This window comes from Methanolobus sp. ZRKC4 (assembly GCF_045291305.1).
Classification (GTDB): domain Archaea; phylum Halobacteriota; class Methanosarcinia; order Methanosarcinales; family Methanosarcinaceae; genus Methanolobus.
Map to the genome: position 1 here is coordinate 1,033,377 of NZ_CP146983.1, position 21,883 is coordinate 1,055,259.

At 42.3% G+C, this 21,883-nt stretch carries 14 protein-coding genes, 2 tRNA genes, 3 rRNA genes and 1 pseudogene; 10 read left to right on the plus strand and 10 right to left on the minus strand.

The window, feature by feature from the left end:
* The first annotated feature begins 254 nt into the window (after positions 1–254).
* The 6 genes from V7O67_RS05425 to rrf all read left to right on the plus strand — a co-directional run bounded on the left by V7O67_RS05425 (position 255) and on the right by rrf (position 8,057).
* Positions 255–2,501 carry an amino acid permease gene (locus V7O67_RS05425; protein ID WP_342305869.1) on the plus strand — a complete coding sequence of 749 codons (2,247 nt, stop codon included), beginning with the start codon at positions 255–257 and terminating at the stop codon, positions 2,499–2,501.
* Positions 2,502–3,047: 546 nt separating this feature from the next.
* Positions 3,048–4,522, plus strand: a 16S ribosomal RNA gene (locus V7O67_RS05430).
* Between the two features lie 85 nt (positions 4,523–4,607).
* A tRNA-Ala gene (locus V7O67_RS05435) sits at positions 4,608–4,680 on the plus strand.
* A gap of 125 nt (positions 4,681–4,805) precedes the next feature.
* A 23S ribosomal RNA gene (locus V7O67_RS05440) occupies positions 4,806–7,733 on the plus strand.
* Positions 7,734–7,832: 99 nt separating this feature from the next.
* Positions 7,833–7,904, plus strand: a tRNA-Cys gene (locus tag V7O67_RS05445).
* Positions 7,905–7,935: 31 nt separating this feature from the next.
* Positions 7,936–8,057: ribosomal RNA gene (rrf, locus tag V7O67_RS05450) — 5S ribosomal RNA — on the plus strand.
* The 16S, 23S and 5S rRNA genes sit together here with 2 tRNA genes alongside, the layout of an rRNA operon.
* A 254-nt stretch (positions 8,058–8,311) precedes the next feature.
* On the opposite strand, the gene V7O67_RS05455 is transcribed toward rrf, so the two are convergent.
* Positions 8,312–8,632, minus strand: coding sequence for a transposase (locus V7O67_RS05455; protein ID WP_342305868.1), 321 nt, complete (start codon positions 8,630–8,632; stop codon positions 8,312–8,314).
* Between the two features lie 437 nt (positions 8,633–9,069).
* Here V7O67_RS05455 and V7O67_RS05460 point away from each other — a divergent pair, with 437 nt between their 5' ends.
* Positions 9,070–10,014 (plus strand): IS5 family transposase, encoded by a 945-nt coding sequence (locus tag V7O67_RS05460; RefSeq protein ID WP_342303665.1) that lies wholly within the window; start codon positions 9,070–9,072, stop codon positions 10,012–10,014.
* A 174-nt stretch (positions 10,015–10,188) separates the two neighbouring features.
* Positions 10,189–11,210: pseudogene (locus tag V7O67_RS05465) on the plus strand (IS630 family transposase).
* A gap of 304 nt (positions 11,211–11,514) precedes the next feature.
* Here V7O67_RS05465 and V7O67_RS05470 read toward each other — a convergent pair.
* Entirely contained in the window at positions 11,515–11,709 is a 195-nt protein-coding gene (locus tag V7O67_RS05470; RefSeq protein ID WP_342305866.1) for a B12-binding domain-containing protein, read from the minus strand.
* 243 nt (positions 11,710–11,952) lie between these two features.
* Entirely contained in the window at positions 11,953–13,170 is a 1,218-nt protein-coding gene (locus V7O67_RS05475; RefSeq protein WP_406671163.1) for a peptidase U32 family protein, read from the minus strand.
* A 220-nt stretch (positions 13,171–13,390) separates the two neighbouring features.
* Between V7O67_RS05475 and V7O67_RS05480 the strand changes: the two genes are divergently transcribed.
* Positions 13,391–13,627, plus strand: coding sequence for a ferrous iron transport protein A (locus tag V7O67_RS05480; RefSeq protein ID WP_406671165.1), 237 nt, complete (start codon positions 13,391–13,393; stop codon positions 13,625–13,627).
* Between the two features lie 94 nt (positions 13,628–13,721).
* Here V7O67_RS05480 and V7O67_RS05485 read toward each other — a convergent pair whose 3' ends face one another.
* Positions 13,722–14,303, minus strand: a complete 582-nt coding sequence (locus V7O67_RS05485; protein ID WP_406671167.1) for a PEF-CTERM sorting domain-containing protein — start codon at positions 14,301–14,303, stop codon at positions 13,722–13,724.
* 118 nt (positions 14,304–14,421) lie between these two features.
* On the opposite strand from V7O67_RS05485, the gene V7O67_RS05490 reads away from it, so the two are divergent.
* A complete protein-coding gene (locus tag V7O67_RS05490) occupies positions 14,422–15,366 on the plus strand; it encodes an IS5 family transposase (protein WP_342303665.1) in 945 nt (314 codons plus the stop codon).
* 344 nt (positions 15,367–15,710) lie between these two features.
* Here the strand turns inward: V7O67_RS05490 and V7O67_RS05495 are convergent, their stop codons facing one another.
* Genes V7O67_RS05495 through hemA form a run of 6 tightly spaced genes read right to left on the minus strand, consistent with a single transcriptional unit; the run spans position 15,711 to position 21,871 of the window.
* Positions 15,711–16,490, minus strand: coding sequence for a dihydroorotate dehydrogenase electron transfer subunit (locus V7O67_RS05495; RefSeq protein WP_342305862.1), 780 nt, complete (start codon positions 16,488–16,490; stop codon positions 15,711–15,713).
* Positions 16,490–17,392, minus strand: a complete 903-nt coding sequence (locus V7O67_RS05500) for a dihydroorotate dehydrogenase (protein WP_342306542.1) — start codon at positions 17,390–17,392, stop codon at positions 16,490–16,492. The genes V7O67_RS05495 and V7O67_RS05500 overlap by 1 nt, the downstream gene beginning before the upstream one ends.
* A gap of 1 nt (position 17,393) precedes the next feature.
* Positions 17,394–18,332: a hydroxymethylbilane synthase gene (hemC, locus tag V7O67_RS05505; protein ID WP_406671169.1), complete on the minus strand. Its 939-nt coding sequence runs from the start codon at positions 18,330–18,332 to the stop codon at positions 17,394–17,396.
* A gap of 12 nt (positions 18,333–18,344) precedes the next feature.
* Positions 18,345–19,610: a glutamate-1-semialdehyde 2,1-aminomutase gene (hemL, locus tag V7O67_RS05510; protein ID WP_406671170.1), complete on the minus strand. Its 1,266-nt coding sequence runs from the start codon at positions 19,608–19,610 to the stop codon at positions 18,345–18,347.
* A gap of 15 nt (positions 19,611–19,625) precedes the next feature.
* Positions 19,626–20,600 carry a porphobilinogen synthase gene (hemB, locus tag V7O67_RS05515; RefSeq protein ID WP_406656797.1) on the minus strand — a complete coding sequence of 325 codons (975 nt, stop codon included), beginning with the start codon at positions 20,598–20,600 and terminating at the stop codon, positions 19,626–19,628.
* Positions 20,579–21,871 carry a glutamyl-tRNA reductase gene (gene hemA, locus V7O67_RS05520; RefSeq protein ID WP_406656796.1) on the minus strand — a complete coding sequence of 431 codons (1,293 nt, stop codon included), beginning with the start codon at positions 21,869–21,871 and terminating at the stop codon, positions 20,579–20,581. The genes hemB and hemA overlap by 22 nt, the downstream gene beginning before the upstream one ends.
* Between the last annotated feature and the right edge of the window lie 12 nt (positions 21,872–21,883).

Sequence of the window (21,883 nt, forward strand, 5' to 3'; positions counted from 1 at the left end):
CAGGTTATATGTTAAGGTTCATCATAGGATGGTCTGTAAACATCATTCTACAATGCAGATACACATTGCACACCTGTCTTTATTTTTTCAATCGAGTTTGTTATTATATATAGCTTGCTGCTAGTGAAAATATACTAACTATTATCATAATGAGATTGACTATTTGCCAATATGCAACTGTTGCGCACCAAATGGTAGTTTATGTTTTTAGGGGATAGAAAATATTATGTATAAAGGTGTTTCTCTAACTTAATGTGTCAGTAGATAATGAAATACGCGTAAGTCTGAGCAGAGACTTAACCCTCTTTGATATAACAATGATAGGTATTGCCGGGATGATAGGGGCCGGTATCTTTGCTCTGACTGGTATTGCCACCGGGATTGCAGGTCCTGCAGTCCTTCTTGCGTTTCTGCTAAATGGTATTGTTGCAACTTTTACAGGACTTGCATATGCTGAACTTGGTTCTGCTATTCCTGAAGCTGGGGGCAGTTATCTCTGGGTTAAAGAAGGTATCGGGAATCATTTCGGATTCCTTGCCGGTTGGGTTGACTGGGCGGCTCACACTATAGCATGTTCCCTGTATGCAGTTACATTCGGTGCATTTTTTTCTGAATTTGTAATTCATTTTTTAGGATATGATGGGATATCACAGAGCACTTTGATTAGCATCTCCGCATTTGTTATTGTCACTCTTATGGCGTACCTTAATTATCTTGGTGCAAAAGAAAGTGGACGGATTGGTGGGATGGTCACTCTTTTCAAAGTTGCTATCCTTATAGTGTTCGCTTGTTTTGGTATCTACAAAACATTCATCACACCTGATTGGTCTGCTGCATTTCTTGCAGATCCCTCATTCCTGCCTAATGGCTTTGGTGGTCTTCTCGTTGCAATGGGTCTTACATTCATAGCATTTGAAGGATATGAGATAATTGCTCAGAGCGGTGAGGAGGTTAAAAATCCTGAAAAGAACATACCCAGAGCTATATTGTTGTCACTGTGGGTTGCTGTTATTATCTATATAATGGTGGCATTTGCTCTGATAGGTGCCATTAAGGTAGATGGACCCAGCTGGATATATCTTGGAGAGCTTGGTGAATTCAGTATGATACGGGTTGCAGATCAGATAATGGCATTCGGTTCTGTCCTTATTCTTGCAGGTGGTTTTGTTTCTACGATAAGTGCCATGAATGCTACTGTTTATTCTTCTTCCCGAGTTGCGTTTGCCCTTGGAAGGATGGGGTATCTGCCAGAAGCTCTTTCCAGGATAAATGAAAAAAGAAGAACGCCTCATTATGCTATTCTTTTCAGTTACTTCATTATTGTATCTATGACGCTTGCCCCAATCGAAACTGTTGCTTCTGCGGCAAATGTAATGTTCCTTATTCTCTTTATTCTGGTCAATTCCGTACTCATTATCCTACGGTTTAGACGACCTGATCTTAAAAGGGCCTTTAAGATGCCTTTTGCTCCTTACCTTCCTATAATTGCAATAGTTGTTCAGCTTGTTATTGGTTATTATCTTATAACTGCGATAGAACATACGACTTTTATTGTAGGAATAACTATATTCTGGATACTTGCTGGTTCATTCTTCTATTTCTCTTATTCTGAAAAAGAGATGAAGAAGCGTGCAAAAAGCCTCAGAAGAAAGGTTTATGAGGAAAAACCATTTGCTGAAATAGGTTATAAGATCCTGGTTCCTGTGAAAAATATTGCTACTGCAGGGGACCTGGCTAAGCTTGCCGCTATGGTTGCAAAAGAAAAGAATGGTCATGTAGTTTTCCTTAAAGTGCTAACATTTCCGGAACAGACTCCTCTTTCAGCAACTGATTCTTATGTAGAGAATAAACGATCTTTGATAAGGGGTCTTATCGAGTCGGTGGATGTGCCTGCTGGCGGTATAATTAAAGTAGGGAGGAATGCTTCAGATTCGATTCTTGATACGATCGAAGAGGAAAAGCCGGATATGATCATTATGGGCTGGAGGGGCAGGACATTCCGTCATGATTTTGTGCTTGGAAGCACGCTGGATCCGATTCTCCTAAAAGCTCCATGTGATGTTGTTGTTGCCAGATTTGAACTTGGTCGTAGTCTTGAGAACATTAAGAAGATATTGTTGCCTACTGCAGGTGGCCCGCATGCAGCTCTGGCTGCAGAGCTAGCAAAAGACCTGGCAATTGCTGAAAATGCCAGTGTTACAATGCTTAATGTGGGCAGGTCGGCCGATGATGAAGCTAGAGCTACTACGGCATTCAGGAGTCTGGAGGGCTTCTTCGAAGGTGTGGATGCAACGGGGAAATTTATAGTTTCAAGTAATATTGAAAAAGGTCTGTCATCCGAGGCCGAAAAGCAGGACGTTGTGTTCATAGGTGCTACTACAAGGCCTTTCCTGAAGAATTTCTTGATGGGTGTTTTCCCTGAAAAGATCATTAGCAACACTGATAAAACTGTGATAATGACTCGCAAATGGATTAAACTCAGGGATGTCCTTAAAAAATAAAGGCAATAAAAGAAAATATTCACTCAATATCATCTGATATTGCCTTATAATTTTCATATTTTTAGCAGAATAGTCTTCTTTTATTGCAAGTCACAATTGTTATCTCCCTTTTCTCCGCAACCTTTTTATATCAGCATTGACTTGTAAGGGTGCTCTCACTGAGCCCAATGATGCGGCCAACGCATCAGGAAAATTCGCTTTGTGAGAACAAATTGATGAAGTACTAATTTCATTTCATCAGGTAGGTGTTACAAAGGTTCCTTCTTTGCTTTCGAATCTCTTGATTCGGAAGGTATATATACGATTGCAGTCTTTTAGGGGTCCTCGCGAAATGCGAGAAACACTTACAATCACCGCCTTATTATGTGGAGGCAGGAGTTATTTCCTGTCTGACGTTGGATTTGGCAGTTCGGTTAATTCTGACCGGTAGTGTATTATATACTACAATAAGGAATTAACCAAACTATGTGCATAGGAAATTCTCTCAAATAGAATTCTCCAATCGATTCCTTAAAATGACTTCCAAAACTTTGTGTGTGATCAACAATTCTGGTTGATCCTGCCAGAGGTTACTGCTATCGGTGTGCGATTAAGCCATGCGAGTCAAATGTTCTTCGTGAACATGGCGTACTGCTCAGTAACACGTGGATAACCTGCCCTAAGGTCCGGCATAACCCCGGGAAACTGGGGATAATTCCGGATAAATCATAGATACTGGAATGTTCTGTGGTTAAAAGCTCCGGTGCCTTAGGATGGATCTGCGGCCTATCAGGTAGTAGTGGGTGTAATGTACCTACTAGCCGACGACGGGTACGGGTTGTGAGAGCAAGAGCCCGGAGATGGATTCTGAGACATGAATCCAGGCCCTACGGGGCGCAGCAGGCGCGAAATCTTTACAATGCGGGAAACCGCGATAAGGGGACACCGAGTGCCAGCATATTATGTTGGCTGTCCATATGTATAAATAACATGTGATAGCAAGGGCCGGGCAAGACCGGTGCCAGCCGCCGCGGTAACACCGGCGGCCCGAGTGGTAATCACTATTATTGGGTCTAAAGGGTCCGTAGCCGGTTTGATCAGTCTTCCGGGAAATCTGACAGCTTAACTGTTAGGCTTCTGGGGGATACTGTCAGACTTGGAACCGGGAGAGGTAAGAGGTACTACAGGGGTAGGAGTGAAATCTTGTAATCCTTGTGGGACCACCAGTGGCGAAGGCGTCTTACCAGAACGGGTTCGACGGTGAGGGACGAAAGCTGGGGGCACGAACCGGATTAGATACCCGGGTAGTCCCAGCCGTAAACGATGCTCGCTAGGTGTCTGGGATGGTGCGACCGTTTCAGGTGCCGCAGGGAAGCCGTGAAGCGAGCCACCTGGGAAGTACGGCCGCAAGGCTGAAACTTAAAGGAATTGGCGGGGGAGCACTACAACGGGTGGAGCCTGCGGTTTAATTGGACTCAACGCCGGAAAACTCACCTGGGGCGACAGCAATATGTAGGTCAGGCTGAAGGTCTTACCTGAATCGCTGAGAGGAGGTGCATGGCCGTCGTCAGTTCGTACTGTGAAGCATCCTGTTAAGTCAGGCAACGAGCGAGACCCGTGCCCACTGTTGCCAGCATATCCTTCGGGATGATGGGTACTCTGTGGGGACCGCCGCTGCTAAAGCGGAGGAAGGTGCGGGCTACGGTAGGTCAGTATGCCCCGAATCTCCAGGGCTACACGCGGGCTACAATGACCGGGACAATGGGCTCCTACCCCGAAAGGGGTTGGTAATCTCATAAACCCGGCCTTAGTTCGGATCGAGGGCTGCAACTCGCCCTCGTGAAGCTGGAATCCGTAGTAATCGCGTTTCAATATAGCGCGGTGAATACGTCCCTGCTCCTTGCACACACCGCCCGTCAAACCACCCGAGTGAGGTATGGGTGAGGGCACGGATTTTGTGCCGTGTTCGAACCTAAATTTCGCAAGGGGGGTTAAGTCGTAACAAGGTAGCCGTAGGGGAATCTGCGGCTGGATCACCTCCTAAGCAAGATAGGCACAAAGTCTATCACCACTAACCGGTCAGAAATCGAATAACTGTCAAATCCAACAAACAAGCGGGACGCTCAAGGGCTTGTAGATCAGTTGGAAGATCGTCGCCTTTGCAAGGCGAAGGCCCTGGGTTCGAATCCCAGCAAGTCCATTTAAGTGCACCAGGCAAGTAATTTTGCCCGGGAAGGATGAAGTGTTCAACAACCCCATGTTGAACATAATGAGATCATGTATAAGCATGCATATATCAGACGCTCACTGGATAAAGTGAGGTGGACTCTGGTAATTATGCTTTCAGGTGGATGGCTCGGCTCAAGGGCTGATGAGGGACGTGCCAAGCTGCGATAAGCTCAGGGTAGGTGCATGGAACCGATGAACCTGAGATTTCCTAATGGGTCTTCCTAATGCGTTTTGCGCATTGATCAGTAATGATCGGGAACGCCCCGAACTGAAACATCTTAGTAGGGGCAGGAAAAGAAATCGAAGAGATGCCGTTAGTAATGGCGAATGAACACGGTAAAGTTCAAACTGAATCCCACTGGTAACATGTGGGAGATGTGGTGTTATAGGCTTTTCCTAAAGATCCCACTTGATTATAATCAAACTTTTCTGGAACGTTAGACCAAAGAGTGTGAAAGTCACGTAGGTATTAATCAAAGGATCTGGGATGTAGCCTGAGTAGCGTGGGTCGGAATTCTCGCGCGAATTTGGGAGGCACCAACTTCCAAAACTAAATACTTCTTGAGACCGATAGCGAACTAGTAGGGTGACCGAAAACTGAAAAGTACCCCAAAAAGGGAGGTTAAAAGTGCCTGAAACCTGGAAGCGATGGAGCGATATGGCATGAAAGGATCTTTGACACGAAGGAAACAGTCGCGAGGCTGCAGTACGAGTGTCATTGCCGATGTCATATCTTACGTTTTGAAGAACGGGCCAGGGAGTGTATCAAAATGGCGATGGCTAACTTTTTACTTAGGAAGCCGAAGCGAAAGCAACATGCTCGCAACCGCAAGGTGAGGAGCGGCGTATACAAGTGCGTGGAGTCATTATGATACGACCCGAAGCCGGGTGATCTAGGCGTGGGCAGGTTGAAGCGTGGCGAAAGCTACGTGGAGGACCGCAAGCGGTATTGATCTGCAAATCATTCGTGTGACCTGCGTCTCGGAGTGAAAGGCTAATCTAACCCGGCATCAGCTGGTTCCTTCCGAAACATGTCGTAGCATGACCTGACTGGAGATAGTCGGTGGGGTAGAGCACTGATTGGAGATCCTGGGGAAGAAATTCCTCACTCTCTTGTCAAACTCCAAAACCACCGTCGTCATAGAAAGTCGGAGTCCGGACTACCGGGGTAAGCTTGTAGTCCGTAAGGGAGACAACCCAGCCCGTGGTTAAGGTCCCCAAGTGTCGACTAAGTGTTAATACTAAAGGGCGTCCTAAGCCCTAGACAGCTGGAAGGTTAGCTTAGAAGCAGCTATCCTTTAAAGAGTGCGTAACAGCCCACCAGTCGAGGTTTAGGGCCCCGAAAATGGACGGGGCTCAAGTCGACCACCGATACCACGGAGCACCGAAAGGTGATCTTGTAGGAAGGCGTTGCGTTCGGGCAGAAGCAGGGCTGTGAAGTCCTGTGGACCGTGCGGAAACGAAAATCCTGGTAATAGTAGCAGCATAGATAGGTGAGAATCCTATCCGCCGAAGGGGCTAGGTTTCCTCGGCAATGATCGTCAGCCGAGGGTTAGTCGGTCCTAAGTTGTACCGTAATCCGAGTACATCAAAAGGGAAACAGGTTAATATTCCTGTACCATCTGACATTAAAACCGACGTTTTTGGGCAGGTTGAGCGGCGTCGTCGCGCCGTCTAAGCACCTAAATCTGTGGAGAGCCGTAATGGCGAGAAGCAGACGAATGTGTTATGGTGAAAATCAACTGCACCCGGGAACCCGTGAAAAGGGAGTCAGATGTCCGTACCGAGAACTGACACAGGTGCCCCTAGCTGAAAAGGCTAAGGCGTGTCGGAATATTTTGGCTAAGGGAATTCGGCAAATTAGCTCCGTAACTTCGGGAGAAGGAGTGCCTGCTGTGAAGACAGCAGGTCGCAGTGACAAGAGAGCTCTAACTGTCTAATATCAACATAGGAGATCGCAAACCTGAAAAGGCTAGTACGATCTCTGAATCCTGCTCAGTGCAGGTACCTGAAAACCCGGTTCAACGGGACGAAGGGCCTGTAAACAGCGGGGGTAACTATGACCCTCTTAAGGTAGCGTAGTACCTTGTCGCTTAATTGGCGACTTGCATGAATGGATCAATGAGAGCTCTACTGTCCCTAGCCAGAGTCCGGTGAAGCTTACTTTCTAGTGCACAGTCTAGAGACCTCTAGGGGGAAGTGAAGACCCCGTAGAGCTTTACTGCAGCCTGTCGTTGGGTTGTGATCTTGGATGTACAGTGTAGGTAGGAGACATCGAAGTCGGTGCGCCAGCATCGATGGAGTCGCCATTGGGACACTACCCTTCTGAGATTACGATCCTAACTCCGCGAGGAGGACCCCGATAGGTAGGCAGTTTGCCTGGGGCGGGACGCCCTTGAAAAGATATCAAGGGCGCACAAAGGTTGACTCAAGTGGGTCGGAAACCCACTGAAGAGTGCAAGAGCATAAGTCAGCCTGACGTTATTCAGCACAGTAGTGGATGACGAGACGAAAGTCGGTTCTAGCGAACTTTTGTGTCCCGCTTGGTGCGGGCCAAAAATGACAGAAAAGTTACCTCGGGGATAATTGAGTTGTTGCCGGCAAGAGCACATATCGACCCGGCAGCTTGCTACTTCGATGTCGGTTCTTTCCATCCTGGCCGTGCAGCAGCGGCCAAGGGTGAGGTTGTTCGCCTATTAAAGGAGATCGTGAGCTGGGTTTAGACCGTCGTGAGACAGGTCGGTTACTATCTACTAGAGGTGTACGTGGTCTGAGGGTAAGCTACCTTTAGTACGAGAGGAACAGGGTAGCGGCGCCTCTGGTGTATCGGTTGTCTGACAAGGCATCGCCGAGCAGCTACGCGCTAAGGAATAAGAGCTGAATGCATCTAAGCTCGAAATCTGACCTGAAAAGAGACTGCATTAAGGGTTCCGATAGAAGATCGGTTTGATAGGGTCGGGATGTAAGCACCAAGGCAACGAGGTGTTCAGTCCGCGGCTACTAACCATCCGTGCCTATCTACCTTACTTTGTCCAGGCGAAATCTGATATGTACATGCAAATTATACAAGATCAAAAGGTAAAGTATTTAACATAATGGTCCCAATAATTTATCGCTCAAAACGCCAAGGTGGCGGAGCGGCTACGCAATCGCCTGCAGAGCGATTCCATTCCGGTTCGAATCCGGACCTTGGCTTTACCTATAAAAAAAATTCATCGTAAGTGAGTCTGGCGGCCATAGCGGCAGGGCAATTCCTGTACCCTTTCCGAACACAGAAGATAAGTCTGCCAGCGTTCCATATTGTACTGAAGTACGCGAGTCTTCGGGAACTATGGATCGCTGCTGGCTCACTCAACACTAACTACTACTTTCTTTTTTCTAAATTGATTTTAACACAAACTAATCTATTTGTTATTCTGATACTATTGATTCTTACAATCTTTTATTGTTATTTTGATTGTGCATGCATATGGTAGTAATTCTCTACTTATAATATATTATACTGTAATAATCACAAATTCAATTGTGATCGATGAAAAGTAGCAGATATTTTGAAGGCTAAAAAGACAGTTTGTATGAACAAGTCTACTTTGTTTCCATTATTATGAGACTGTCGGATAATACCTGATTAAAATCTCATTCCACTTATCATTTCCAAGTTTGTCTCTGAAATATCCCAATGCACTATGGTCATATGCATTATCATCTAAATTGAGTCCAATGAACCATTTTACCATTATGTTCACTTGTGCTTCATATTCCATCTGCTTATCAGAATAATCATGGGGATACTGGACTACTGCAGAGCGAAGCATCATCTCGGGTGTGTTTGTTACAGGTTTACCTTTGTTTGGCGAGTAGAGGTCTTCACAGACCTCATTGATAAATGAAAAATCAACTTTTTTGTTTATTTTATAAAGCAAATGGTCTCTAAGTATGAGTTTATCATATATTTCAGGTCCATAAACGAATGTAGTTTGTTTGGAAGTAGATACAGAATATATTTATATCCCATATTGCTTAAATTCTTGTAACTATTCAGCCTACCACAATTAGCCTATTGATACTGATTTAATCAAAACGGAGATGTTTGCTCACTAACAACCTAAGAATCAAAAAAGCAATCAATGGCAACAATCAAAATTAATGATCCTAATAAAATGTAGGTCTCAACTTTTTGTCAAGATTGCTATTGATAGTGTTTTTATCAGGCTGAATAGTTACAAATTCTTTATAACAAATTGTATCAAATGAATTTAAGTGTATCTCTTGATAATAATTATAGAGGATTTCGAGAAACTACCATCAATACTCATACAATTTAATAAAATTTAAATAATAGCAAAGCAAATTTACTATTATGGATTCTTTTACTGATTTTGCCTTAAATGAAGAATATAAGCGTCTCCAATCTGTCGGAGATAAGCTTGCTGAAATTGAATATTTAGTAGATTGGAAGCCTTTTCGCCCTATTCTGGAGTCAATGTACATAAACAGAACAGCTTCAGGCGGACGGCCTGAAGCTGATGTTATTGTAATGTTCAAGATGCTTGTTCTGCAACAATGGCATGGTCTTTCTGATGCTGAGCTTGAAAAGCAGTGTATTGACAGGATATCCTTTAGGAAATTCCTGGGATTTCCTGAATATGTACCAGACAGTACAACTGTCTGGTCATTCAGGAAGAGAATTATCGACAATGGTAAAGAAAAAGCGGTGTGGGATGAAATGCAGAATCAGCTTGATGCTCTTGGTTTGAAGATTAAAAAAGGAATGATCCAGGATGCAACTTTTATTCACTCAGATCCAGGACATGCAAAAGCAGATGTACTCAGAGGAAAAGATGCGAAAACAAGAAGAAGCAAAGATGGAACCTGGACTAAGAAAAATGGTAAATCTCACTTTGGATACAAACTTCATACAATTATTGATAAGGATTATGAACTAATCAGAAGATTTGAGACAACAACTGCATCACTTCACGATTCACAGGTTGATCTGTCTGAAAAGGGTGAAGTGGTGTATAGAGATAAAGGATATTTTGGAGCAATAGCAAAAGGTTTTGCAGCAACAATGCAACGAGCTGTAAGAGGACATCCTTTAGGAATAATGGATATCCTCAGAAATGAAAGAATAAGTGTGAAAAGAGTCCCTTGCGAAAGAGTGTATGCAGTGACAAAAGAAATATTTAAAACCAGAAAGGTTCTTGTTACAACTGTAGAAAGAGTGAATGCAAAAATGTTGATGACAGCTTTTTGTTTTAATCTGCATCAATTGAGGACACTAAAAACCAAAGGAGTAATTTAGGATAGCGGGAGCTATACTAAAAATAAGGATTAATGAAGAGAAATAAACAAAATGATAAAAAATGAGAGGATATAATTGAGTTTGAATACTTTAATGATCTAAAATGAGGGAATATCGAAATCCTCTATAGTTATTAACCAAACTTTTAATATTAATTGAGTATAACAATACTGTATGGCTAAACCCGAACAAATTCCGATAAAGCATCATCTTTCATCAGAAGAATTGCTTAAACATATTAAGTCATTAGAGAAAGACACACGAGTTCTACAACGTTTATATTTTGTTAAACATCGTTATGAAGGAGCTTCTGTTAATGAAGCAGCTAAACTTGTAGGGATATCAAAACCCGTTGCATATCAATGGCAAGAGCGGTGGAATCAAGACGGATATGAAGGATTAAAGCCTAGGTTTTCAGGAGGATGTCCTTCCAAACTCACTGATGATCAAAAAGAAAAACTAAGGGACATGTTACATGAAAGAGATGATTGGTCTACAAAAGAAGTTCAGGAACTCATTTATAATGAATTTAAGGTTCAATACACCATTAAGCAAATACTAGTGATCTTGAAGAAGTTTGGCATGCATCATGCCAAACCATATGCGCATGATTATCGAAGACCACAAAATGCAGAAGATTGTTTAAAAAAAACTTACCGTTAATCGATGATGATTGCGTTATCGGATTTCTTGATGAATCATCTCCCCAAACAACATCAAATACGGTTCGTTTATGGTCTTTCAATAAACCTGCCATCTTCAAAAACACAACCAGGATAAAAGCAAACTCCTTCGGTTTTTATGCATTGAATGGTAATTCTGTTATTGATTTCAAAGAACATTCAACCAAGGAGGATGTATGTTCGTTTTTATCAGCTGTTAAAAACAATAACATGGGAGAGAGAATCGTAATTATTCTCGACAATTTTAGATCACATCGAGCAAAATATACAGTGGAATTTGCACAGGCAAATGATATTGAATTGGTCTATTTACCTCCATATTCACCCGACTTGAATCCAATCGAATTCATCTGGAAAAGTGTCAAAAGAATTATTTCTCGCAATTTTGTGAAAGATCTTGATCATATGAAAAATCTGATTTCTGAGGCGTTTATTGATTGTTCATCAAAGATTAGCTTCGCAAGAAAATGGATTGAGACATTTCTGGATGATAAGTTAAAAATGTTAAGTTAGTAACTATAGTATAAAAAAAGTAATGGATTCAAATAGCACTACACTATGTATTATCTAAAGTAAACGGACTTTTCAGACAGTCTCTATTACACATATGTAATAAAAGATTAAAAATAAGGCTCTGTAGAAAACCTATTGAAATCAACATCAATATAATTAAATTCGCAAATTTAATCAATGTCATGCAGCACATTCCGAATATTTGTTGACTTTAATTATCACCAAAAAATAGAGGATTTCTACAGAGCCAAAAATAAATTAAGACATAAAAGATAATTGTATGCCTAATCATACTGGCTATTAGTTAAAATGTTAGCATGGGATTTCCAAAGAAACAAGTATTTTCATGTGCGCTGATAGCTGCTGGCTTAAGTATTGCAATACCCTTGTTCATAGTTTTTGATGCTGTGGTTATTTCCATAAGTGACAACTTACCTTCTTCAAACCTGTCTCCTTTGGATTTCATAGCTTCTATGATACCTTCTTCAATCACATCCATATGGTCGATACCTGATCAAATGGTTTCCATTACCACATTTGTTGCTTTAGCATCATTAAAGTCTATTGCTGTGTTTTTAGCTTTTTTGATGAGCTCTTTGTCTACCTGAAGTATATATATCTGTATATATGTGAAATATATATTTCATATTTTTCAAAAACGCTATTGAGGGCACATATAAAAACTATCATAAAGCAAAAAGCTGATGAAAAATGTCACTAAGGCTTGAAAATATGATTGATTTTAATCTTTATTTATTCTGAACACACGATCATTCTTGCGGACAATATCTTCTACTTTTAAACCAATTTCGTTCCCATTTTCAATCGAATTGACATTTTCATCCTCATAAACAATGGATGTAACTTCCTGTTCCAGATAGGTGGTACTACCCTCAAATATGATGTGATCACCAACATTCAATCCTTTTTCCAGTAGCTTCACTGCTGCTGCAGACATCTTAGGGTAGTAATTTGTAACTACTCCTACGGCTTCTCTCTTTATTGGTGAGGCATTCATGTTAGAATCATATGCCAGACTGTCCGGTCCTGGATGGCCGAAATAGAAGCCAGTTGAAAACCCCCTGTTATATTCAAGTGCCAGTTTCTCTTTAAGGGGAACAATGTTGCTTTTATTATATATACCATCTATGAAGAAATCAAGTGCCTGGCGATAGCATCTTGAAACAGAAGATGTATATCCGGGATTGCGCAGTCTTCCTTCCACCTTAAAAGAATTGATGCCTGCCCTGGCCAACTCGGGTATATGTTCTATCATACAGAGATCCTTTGCACTGATGAGGTACTTTCCCTCGATGTCCACTTTTTTGCCGCTATCAGAGTGCAGTGACCATTCCCATCTGCAAGGCTGGCTGCATTCTCCACAGTTGCCGGATTTTCCCAACAAGTATGCTGAAAGATAACACCTGCCGGATACTGCCTGGCACATGGCGCCATGTACAAAGGCTTCAAGCTCTAAGTCAGTATCTTCTCTGATGTCCCTTATCTGTTCCAGGCTCAGTTCCCTTGCAAGCACTACCCTACTCGCTCCCATTGACTCGTAGAACCTGACTGTTTCCTGGTTTGAGACGTTTGCCTGGGTGGATATATGTATCTTAAGGTCATTTGCGGCTGCTTTCATTATTGCCGCAGGATCCCATACAATCACAGCATCTACTCCTGCAGATGCTGCGGTCTCCATTACATCACTGAGTTCCAAAAGTTCATTCGGGTAGATAACAGAATTTACTGCCATGTATCCTTTTAGCCCGTATTTGTGTATATTCTCAACGAATTCTCCCAGGTTTTCGGATGTAATCTCCTGTGCCCGGGATCTCAGACTCAGCCTGTCAAGAGAGAAATAGACAGCATCAGCATGATCCTTGCATGCTGTCAGGGAAGCCATATTCCGTACTCCCATCACAAGTTCCGGTATTTTCCATTCGTTTTTATCAGGAGACATTATGATAGGGATTCAAATTAAGATTTAAATTACTTGTGTTGGAAGGGCAAGTTTAATTGTTCAATAGACAACTTTTATTTGAACCTGGTAACTTATATATACTATAGAACACTATATTGCAGTATCAATCAATGTTAGGGTTCCCTAATATTGTGAGTGACTATGAAATCGCTGGTATTCTTTGAATATCGCTTTTCTAGAAAACGATAGAGGTGAAGTAATGGCTCCGATTATGCCATTGGCGATGATGCCGGAAGGTAAAGTTATCAAGATCGTTTCTATTAATGCAGGTCGCTCACTGATGGATCGCCTTATTTCCATGGGCTTTATAGAGAATTCTTTCCTTAAGATCAAAAGAGACAATATGGGTTCTCTTATCGTTGAGTTGAACGGATGCAGTTATGCTCTTGGGAAGGGGATGGCTTCAAAGATAATGGTTCAGGAATCTTCTTTATAATTTATATTTCTGACATTTTTTGAAAATATTCTAACTGTTCAAAGCAGTTCTACTAAAAAAAAGATGAAGCTCATTGAGCTTCATTTTAATTAACTTATTTTTCCTTTCTCTGGAATATGAATGCCAGACCAAGAATTGCAGCCATAGGTAGTGCAATTGTAGGATATTCAGGAATCTCTGTATTAGAACAATTGTAACCATACTTGTAAATTGTTACATGGCCATCATGGCATTCATCGCGTACATTCAAGTTCTTTATTTTTATTGTGTGGACAGTGTTTTCAAGACCTGTTATTTTCAACGACGTTATTTTTTGTGCATCGATATTTTGTCCTGTGTTAACGTTTGCCCATGTGTCTCCTGTCCAAATTCTTTTGCCGTCTAGAACAACTCTTGCATATCCATCGTTTCTGTCACTGGCAAATACAATGCAGAAGCAATCAGTCGGATATTCAGTTGTTATGAGCATGTGGCTGTTTTCAGAGATTATGGCAAGTCTTCCATCTGAATTGGTCCATATGCCACCTTTAACGCTGCTACTGAAATAGGACTCATATCCACTTGTTATACGGTTATGGTTTCCATATGTCCATATGTCAAGGTTGCATTCCCCATTGACAAGTTCTACAGATACTGTTGATGATTGAGTGGTCGCTGCTGCCGTTCCAATTATCATCAATGTTGCAATCACCAATAAAGCGATAATTTTTAGATTACTGAGGATTTCGAGAAACTACCATCAATACTCATACAATTTAATAAAATTTAAATAATAGCAAAGCAAATTTACTATTATGGATTCTTTTACTGATTTTGCCTTAAATGAAGAATATAAGCGTCTCCAATCTGTCGGAGATAAGCTTGCTGAAATTGAATATTTAGTAGATTGGAAGCCTTTTCGCCCTATTCTGGAGTCAATGTACATAAACAGAACAGCTTCAGGCGGACGGCCTGAAGCTGATGTTATTGTAATGTTCAAGATGCTTGTTCTGCAACAATGGCATGGTCTTTCTGATGCTGAGCTTGAAAAGCAGTGTATTGACAGGATATCCTTTAGGAAATTCCTGGGATTTCCTGAATATGTACCAGACAGTACAACTGTCTGGTCATTCAGGAAGAGAATTATCGACAATGGTAAAGAAAAAGCGGTGTGGGATGAAATGCAGAATCAGCTTGATGCTCTTGGTTTGAAGATTAAAAAAGGAATGATCCAGGATGCAACTTTTATTCACTCAGATCCAGGACATGCAAAAGCAGATGTACTCAGAGGAAAAGATGCGAAAACAAGAAGAAGCAAAGATGGAACCTGGACTAAGAAAAATGGTAAATCTCACTTTGGATACAAACTTCATACAATTATTGATAAGGATTATGAACTAATCAGAAGATTTGAGACAACAACTGCATCACTTCACGATTCACAGGTTGATCTGTCTGAAAAGGGTGAAGTGGTGTATAGAGATAAAGGATATTTTGGAGCAATAGCAAAAGGTTTTGCAGCAACAATGCAACGAGCTGTAAGAGGACATCCTTTAGGAATAATGGATATCCTCAGAAATGAAAGAATAAGTGTGAAAAGAGTCCCTTGCGAAAGAGTGTATGCAGTGACAAAAGAAATATTTAAAACCAGAAAGGTTCTTGTTACAACTGTAGAAAGAGTGAATGCAAAAATGTTGATGACAGCTTTTTGTTTTAATCTGCATCAATTGAGGACACTAAAAACCAAAGGAGTAATTTAGGATAGCGGGAGCTATACTAAAAATAAGGATTAATGAAGAGAAATTAAACAAAATGATAAAAAATGAGAGGATATAATTGAGTTTGAATACTTTAATGATCTAAAATGAGGGAATATCGAAATCCTCTACTGTTTTTCATATCGTACCACCAAATTTTGTAAGTAATTTATATCATCGATTTGGGGGTACTTAAACATTATGAATATATTCGTAATGTGGTGATTAGTATCATTATCATTTTTGTAAAGTGGACACCAATGCATTTGAAAACAAAGCTAATAATATGTATGTTAATTATTTAAAAAATTAGAAATTTGGATAAAGTAATGTTAAATAAAACGGGTTCAAAACTGTTTTTTGTTCCCGCTTGGTCCTCTCATATAATTACCGAATTCCGAATCAACAAGTTGCAATCCGTTAAAAACGGGTCCGTCCTTGCAAACTCGAAGTCCTGTCTTGTCCATGCAGCATGCACCACAAACTCCAATTCCGCATTTGAAATATCTGTGAAGGCTGAATTCTGTCTTTTCGAGAGCTTCCTCTTTTTCCAGCATATCGAAAATGCACTTCATCATCATTTCAGGACCACAGGTGTATATCTTGTCATAGGCCGTCACGTCAGTCTCAGCAAGAACATCGGTTACAAATCCGCACCTGTGTGCAGAGCCATCATCGGTTGTCAGATGCAATTCACCGCAGGACACAAACCGGTCTACAAAGAGCAGTTCATCAGCATTTCTTGCTCCAAGTATGATGCTCATACAAATTCCTTTTGCTGCTGCATATTCTGCAAGTGGTGCAAGTGGTGCTGCACCTACTCCACCCGCTATCAGAAGTATCTTTTCATCCTTGCCTGGTAAAGTAAAACCTGTTCCAAAAGGACCCCTTATACCAAGTTCAGCTCCTTCTTCAAGGGCAAATAGCTTTTCAGTGGCATCACCTACTTTTTGCACAGTGATAGAGTTTTTACTCGAAAGTGTCATGGGAATCTCATCCACACCATGTATCCAGACCATGACGAACTGGCCGGCAATTGCTTCATCGAATGATATGTCAAAGATAAAGGTCCTTGTTGATGGGGTTTCTTTGATGATCTTAATTATTTTGACGTTGGTGGGGTACATTATATCCTCTCATGTGCAATCCCGATGATATCTGTTATATCGCGGTACTCTTTTTCAGAAACGAACTTTTCGATTCCCATGGAAATGGAGTTGAATACCTCTAGTCCTTCGTAGACTGCAGAGCCTATTTGTACTGCACTGGCACCTGCCATCAACATCTCGATGCTATCTTCCCAGGTATAAACGCCTCCAACACCAATAATGGGTATATCAAGAGCAGTGTACAGGTCATAAACACACTTCAATGCAATCGTTTTCACAGCAGGCCCGGAAAGCCCTCCGAACCTGTTACCAAGTATGGGGTATCCACTGTTGATGTCTATTGCCATTCCTTTTACAGTATTGATGGCAACAACAGCATCAGCTCCACCTCTCTGTGCTGCTTCTCCTATTGTTACGATATCCGTGACATTGGGTGTTAATTTCACCCATACAGGGACATCCACAGCATCTACAACTGCTTTGGTGATGCTTTCCACAGCATCAGGATTGCTTCCCACAGAAGCTCCATATCCTAATGCATGAGGGCAACTTAAATTTAGCTCAAATGCATCGGGCTTTGACTCAGCGAGTCCCATGGCAACATCCACAAACTCTTCTTCAGTGCCGCCGAATATGCTTGCAATAACCGGGGTATCTATCTGTTTCTTTGCTATTGCGAGCTCATTCTTAAAATCAGGATGGGAAGGATTTGGTAATCCCATGGCATTCAAAAATCCATATCCAAGGTCTATCATACTTGGGTTCTTATGCCCTTCTTTAGGTTCCGGGCCAATGGATTTTGTGACTACCGCGCCAGCTCCCTCTTTTGCAACACGTACAAGTGATGCACCGGTGGTGCCCATGATGCCGGCAGCCAGTATTGTTGGATTTTTGAGCTTTATTCCAGTGATGTCGGTCATATTAATCTTGCATTTCATAAGATGTTCCTGATTCTAACTGGCATACGGCTCTTTGCACGAGTTCCTTGCCGCCCATCTGCACCAGTTCATTTCCAAGTATCCTTGCATATTCCTGATACCTATCAGCAGGTATTACCTCATCAATGCGTACATGTTCCGTGCCATCCAGTGCCAGTACTTCACAACATATACTGATCTCATTATCGTTGATGAAATGTGCAAAAGAGCCGATTGGTGCTGTACAACCTCCTTCCACATCAGTGATGACTATGCGCTCTATTTCTGTCTCTATTCTTGTCCTCTGGTGATCAAGGTTAGACGTTGCTTCCTCTGCCTCAGTCCCGGCAGGAGTTACCACAGCAATGGTTCCCTGATTTGCAGAAGGGCAGAAGAATTGAGGGTTAAGGCGCTCAACATCCATTTCCCAGCCCATACGTTGCAGGCCGGCCTCCGCCAGTAATATACCATCATAGAGACCTTCATTTAGTTTTCTTATGCGGGTATTGATATTTCCACGCAGGTCCTGGACGTGAAGGTCCGGGCGGTATCTTAGAATCTGCGCTCTTCTGCGCATGGATGATGTTCCAAGGACTGCTCCTTCAGGAAGATCATCTATTCTGGAACCATCTGTTGTGAGCAGGACATCATAAGGTGAATCACGCTTTAAAACTGCAGACATGGATAATTCTTCTGGCCTGATAGTCGGAAGATCTTTCATGGAATGAACTGCTATGTCCACTTCGCCTTCAAACATCCTATCATCGAGTTCCCGGACAAAGGCACCGACTCCTTCCACTTCATGAAGGGGACGATCTGTAAAAGTATCACCTGACGTTTTGATAATTTTCCTGGTAGTGCTTACACCTCTCTCCGACATCATTCGTTCGATAGTCGTAGCCTGTGCGAGTGCAAGATCACTTCCACGGGTTCCTATTATCATGAATATACTCCATCATTTAAGATTGGCTTCGTATGCAGCCAGGGTCTTTTCGATATCCTCATCAATATGTGCAGTGGAGAGGAAGTTCGTCTCGAACTGTGATGGTGGCAAGAAAACACCGCTGTCCAGCATCTTGAAGAAGAAATTCAGATATCCTTCCTTATCGCATTTGAGCACATCCTGATAGTTAAGAGGCCTGTCGCCAAAGAATATCTTGAACATTGATGCAATACCAACTACATTGTAATCAAGTCCAAGGTCTGTAACAAGTTCAGATAACCTGCTTCTCATCATGTCACCGGTGGCATTGAGCTTTTTATGCACGTCCTCTTTCTCAAGAACATCCAGAACTGTAAGCCCTGCTGCAACAGATGCCGGGCTTCCGCTGTAAGTACCTGCCTGGTACACGCTTCCTGACGGTGCAATCATCTCAATAATCTCTTTCTTACCACCGAATATTCCAATCGGAAGACCACCACCTATGATCTTTCCAAGAGTGGTCATGTCAGGAGTAACACCGTAGTATTCCTGTGCACCTCCCATGGACAACCTGAAACCTGTGATAACCTCGTCAAAAATGAGGACAACATCGTTTTCCTCAGTAACCTTGCGTACTTCCTGCAGGTAATCCTTTTCGGGAAGAACAGGACCGATATTTCCCATTACCGGTTCAAGAATAAAGGCAGCCAGATCATCACTGTACTTCTCCATGAGAGTTGTCAGTGCTTCGATATCATTGAAAGGTACCTGAAGTGTGTGCTTTGTGAAATCTTCAGGGATTCCAAGGGAATCCGGTTTTCCAAGGGTTGTAGCTCCCGAGCCTGCCTTAACAAGAACTGCATCGTGTGCCCCGTGGAAACCACCTTCTATTTTAATGAACTTGTTCTTGCCGGTGAATCCCCTTGCTGCCCTGAGAGCACTCATGGTAGCCTCAGTACCTGTGGATACAAAACGGAGCATATCAATGCTCGGATATATTCCGGCTATCCTGTCTGCAAGATTTACCTCAAGTTCTGTAGGAGTGCCGTATAGCCAGCCTTTATCAAGCTGGGAGATAACGGCCTCTTTGACCTTCGGATTCGCATGGCCCAGAATATTAGGACCGTATGCGAGACAATAATCAATATACTCATTACCGTCTATATCCGTAATTTTCGATCCGCTGGCTGATTGTGTATAGAACGGATAGGGTTTGATAGCCCTCACCGGACTGCTTACTCCCCCTGGAAGGAGAGTTCTTGCTTTTTGATATAATTCTCTGGACTTATCTAGGGACATAAGATCACCATATAATCATTTTAGCATCCTTGCCATATCTTTTGCAAAATAGGTCAGTATCATGTCCGCACCGGCGCGCTTCATGGAAAGCAGTGACTCATAAATCGCCTGTTTTTCATCGAGCCAGCCATTTTGTGCGGCTGCCTTTATCATTGAAAATTCACCACTGACGTTGTATGCAGCGGTTGGTATTTCGAATTCGGTCTTGAGACGGTATAATATATCTAAATACGAAAGTGCCGGTTTAACCATGATTATGTCAGCACCCTCTTCGATATCAAGGGCCGCCTCCATAAGTGCTTCATCTGAGTTTGCAGGATCCATCTGGTGAGTGGACCTGTCACCAAAGCAGCATCCTGATCCGGCTGCATCCCTGAAAGGACCGTAGAATGAGGAAGAGTATTTTGCGGCATAGGACATAATAGGAATATTGTGGAATTTATTGTCATCAAGTTCACTGCGAATTGCAGATATCATGCCATCCATCATTCCTGACGGTGCCACCATGTCAGCACCCGCCTTTGCATGGCTTACTGCTGTCTTCCCAAGTAAGGGCAATGTTGGATCGTTCATTATCTCTTCGGTGTCACTATTCACTATCCCGCAGTGTCCGTGACTGGTATACTCACAAAGGCAGACATCGGTAATTACAAGCATATCCTTGCCGAGTTCACTCTTAATTTCACGTATGGCACGCTGTACAACATCGTCGTCTCCCCAGGCAGAGCTTCCCTGTTCATCCTTTGTTTCCGGTATACCAAAAAGTAATATGGCAGGAATACCAAGATCAGCAGCTTCTTTTGCCTCATCTGCAATTTTCTCAACCGGTAGATTGTAAATGCCAGGCATTGATGCTACCTCCTGCGGATTGTCTATTGTCTCATTAGCAAATACCGGATAAATCAGGTCATCAGCAGACAATGAAGTCTCACGCACCAGGTTCTTAATCTTGCCACTTCTCAACCTTCTCATTCTACGCTCGGGGAACATTTTACCAGCTCATTCTTTTCTTTTATGTTGGATTTGTTTACGATAAATACTCTGGCAACAGATTCAAGCAGTTCATCATCACCTATTTCCGCTGCATACCTAAGTATCTTGGTAGGTTCCGCCAGCATTTTATTAATGATTGAATGCGAAAGGTCCTCTATAATCTGCTTCTCGATATCGCCAATTGTATGGTAAGCACTTAATTTCGTGAGAGCCTTTTCTTTTTCATTTACACGAAGCTTATATGACTGTGCATATAACTCAGAAACAAGGTGGTCTGCTCTCTGACGCTTGTACTGCTTTGTCAAGAGGTTAAACTCTTCATCGATGATCGTTTGTGCTTTTTTAGCTTCCTCTATCCTGAGCTCCAGATTTTTCTCATTGATAACACGCAGATTGTCAATATTATATAGTGTCACATGAGGAATATCTACAATGGAAGGCTCGATATCTCTGGGATTTGCAATATCTATCAGAAGAAGTTCTTTCTCCCTCGACTGCATTGCCTGGAGTAGCTGATCATGTTTCAAAACAAAATGTGGTGCTCCGGTAGCAGTTATGACTACGTCGGCCTTCTTAAGGTTCTCATCGATCTGATCGAAATGGACAGCATGTCCACCCATCTCATCAGCAAGCTGTTTTGCGGTTGAATACGTCCTGTTCGCAATGTACATTAATTCGATATCCCTGTGGGAAAGAGCCCTGGTTACAAGGGTTCCCATCTCACCGGTTCCGATTACAAGTACCATTTTATTCTTCAGGTCACCGACTGTATCCTCTGCAAGGTCCACTGATGCTGATGCAATAGACAGGGCACCTCTGTTGATCTCTGTTTCGGTCCTTACCCTTTTACCGACCTGTATAGCCTTACTGAATGCAGTATCAAGCATCCTTCCAGTGGTACCGAGGTTTCTGGCTATCTGGTACAGCTCCTTTATCTGGCCCAGTATCTGGTCCTCACCTATTATCATGGATTCAAGACCGGAAGATAACCTTAACAAATGCATTACAGATTCTTCATGATCATAGAAATCGAATATGTTGGAAGATAAGCCCATTTCCTTTGCAAAATGGAACAGCACACTGCTTCCCTTGGGAGAAACAACATACATCTCGATGCGGTTACATGTCTTGAGTACTGCACATTCACACACAAGCTCGTTTGCATATAGTTCCCGGAGAATATAATCCAGGTCACCATCCCATACATCTTCCATCTCTTCCACGCTTGCTTTGGAATGTGTGATTACCATACTGGAGATCTCAGTCATCGGGACACCTCA

Coding starts and splice junctions, on each gene's coding strand:
- V7O67_RS05475 (WP_406671163.1), bottom strand. CDS start 13,170: ATGTCTCCTGATAAAAACGAATGGAAAATACCGGAACTTGTGATGGGA.
- V7O67_RS05495 (WP_342305862.1), bottom strand. CDS start 16,490: ATGTACCCCACCAACGTCAAAATAATTAAGATCATCAAAGAAACCCCA.
- V7O67_RS05480 (WP_406671165.1), top strand. CDS start 13,391: ATGGCTCCGATTATGCCATTGGCGATGATGCCGGAAGGTAAAGTTATC.
- hemL (WP_406671170.1), bottom strand. CDS start 19,610: ATGTCCCTAGATAAGTCCAGAGAATTATATCAAAAAGCAAGAACTCTC.
- V7O67_RS05490 (WP_342303665.1), top strand. CDS start 14,422: ATGGATTCTTTTACTGATTTTGCCTTAAATGAAGAATATAAGCGTCTC.
- V7O67_RS05485 (WP_406671167.1), bottom strand. CDS start 14,303: ATGATAATTGGAACGGCAGCAGCGACCACTCAATCATCAACAGTATCT.
- hemA (WP_406656796.1), bottom strand. CDS start 21,871: ATGACTGAGATCTCCAGTATGGTAATCACACATTCCAAAGCAAGCGTG.
- hemC (WP_406671169.1), bottom strand. CDS start 18,332: ATGATAATAGGAACCCGTGGAAGTGATCTTGCACTCGCACAGGCTACG.
- hemB (WP_406656797.1), bottom strand. CDS start 20,600: ATGTTCCCCGAGCGTAGAATGAGAAGGTTGAGAAGTGGCAAGATTAAG.
- V7O67_RS05470 (WP_342305866.1), bottom strand. CDS start 11,709: ATGGATGTGATTGAAGAAGGTATCATAGAAGCTATGAAATCCAAAGGA.
- V7O67_RS05500 (WP_342306542.1), bottom strand. CDS start 17,392: ATGACCGACATCACTGGAATAAAGCTCAAAAATCCAACAATACTGGCT.
- V7O67_RS05460 (WP_342303665.1), top strand. CDS start 9,070: ATGGATTCTTTTACTGATTTTGCCTTAAATGAAGAATATAAGCGTCTC.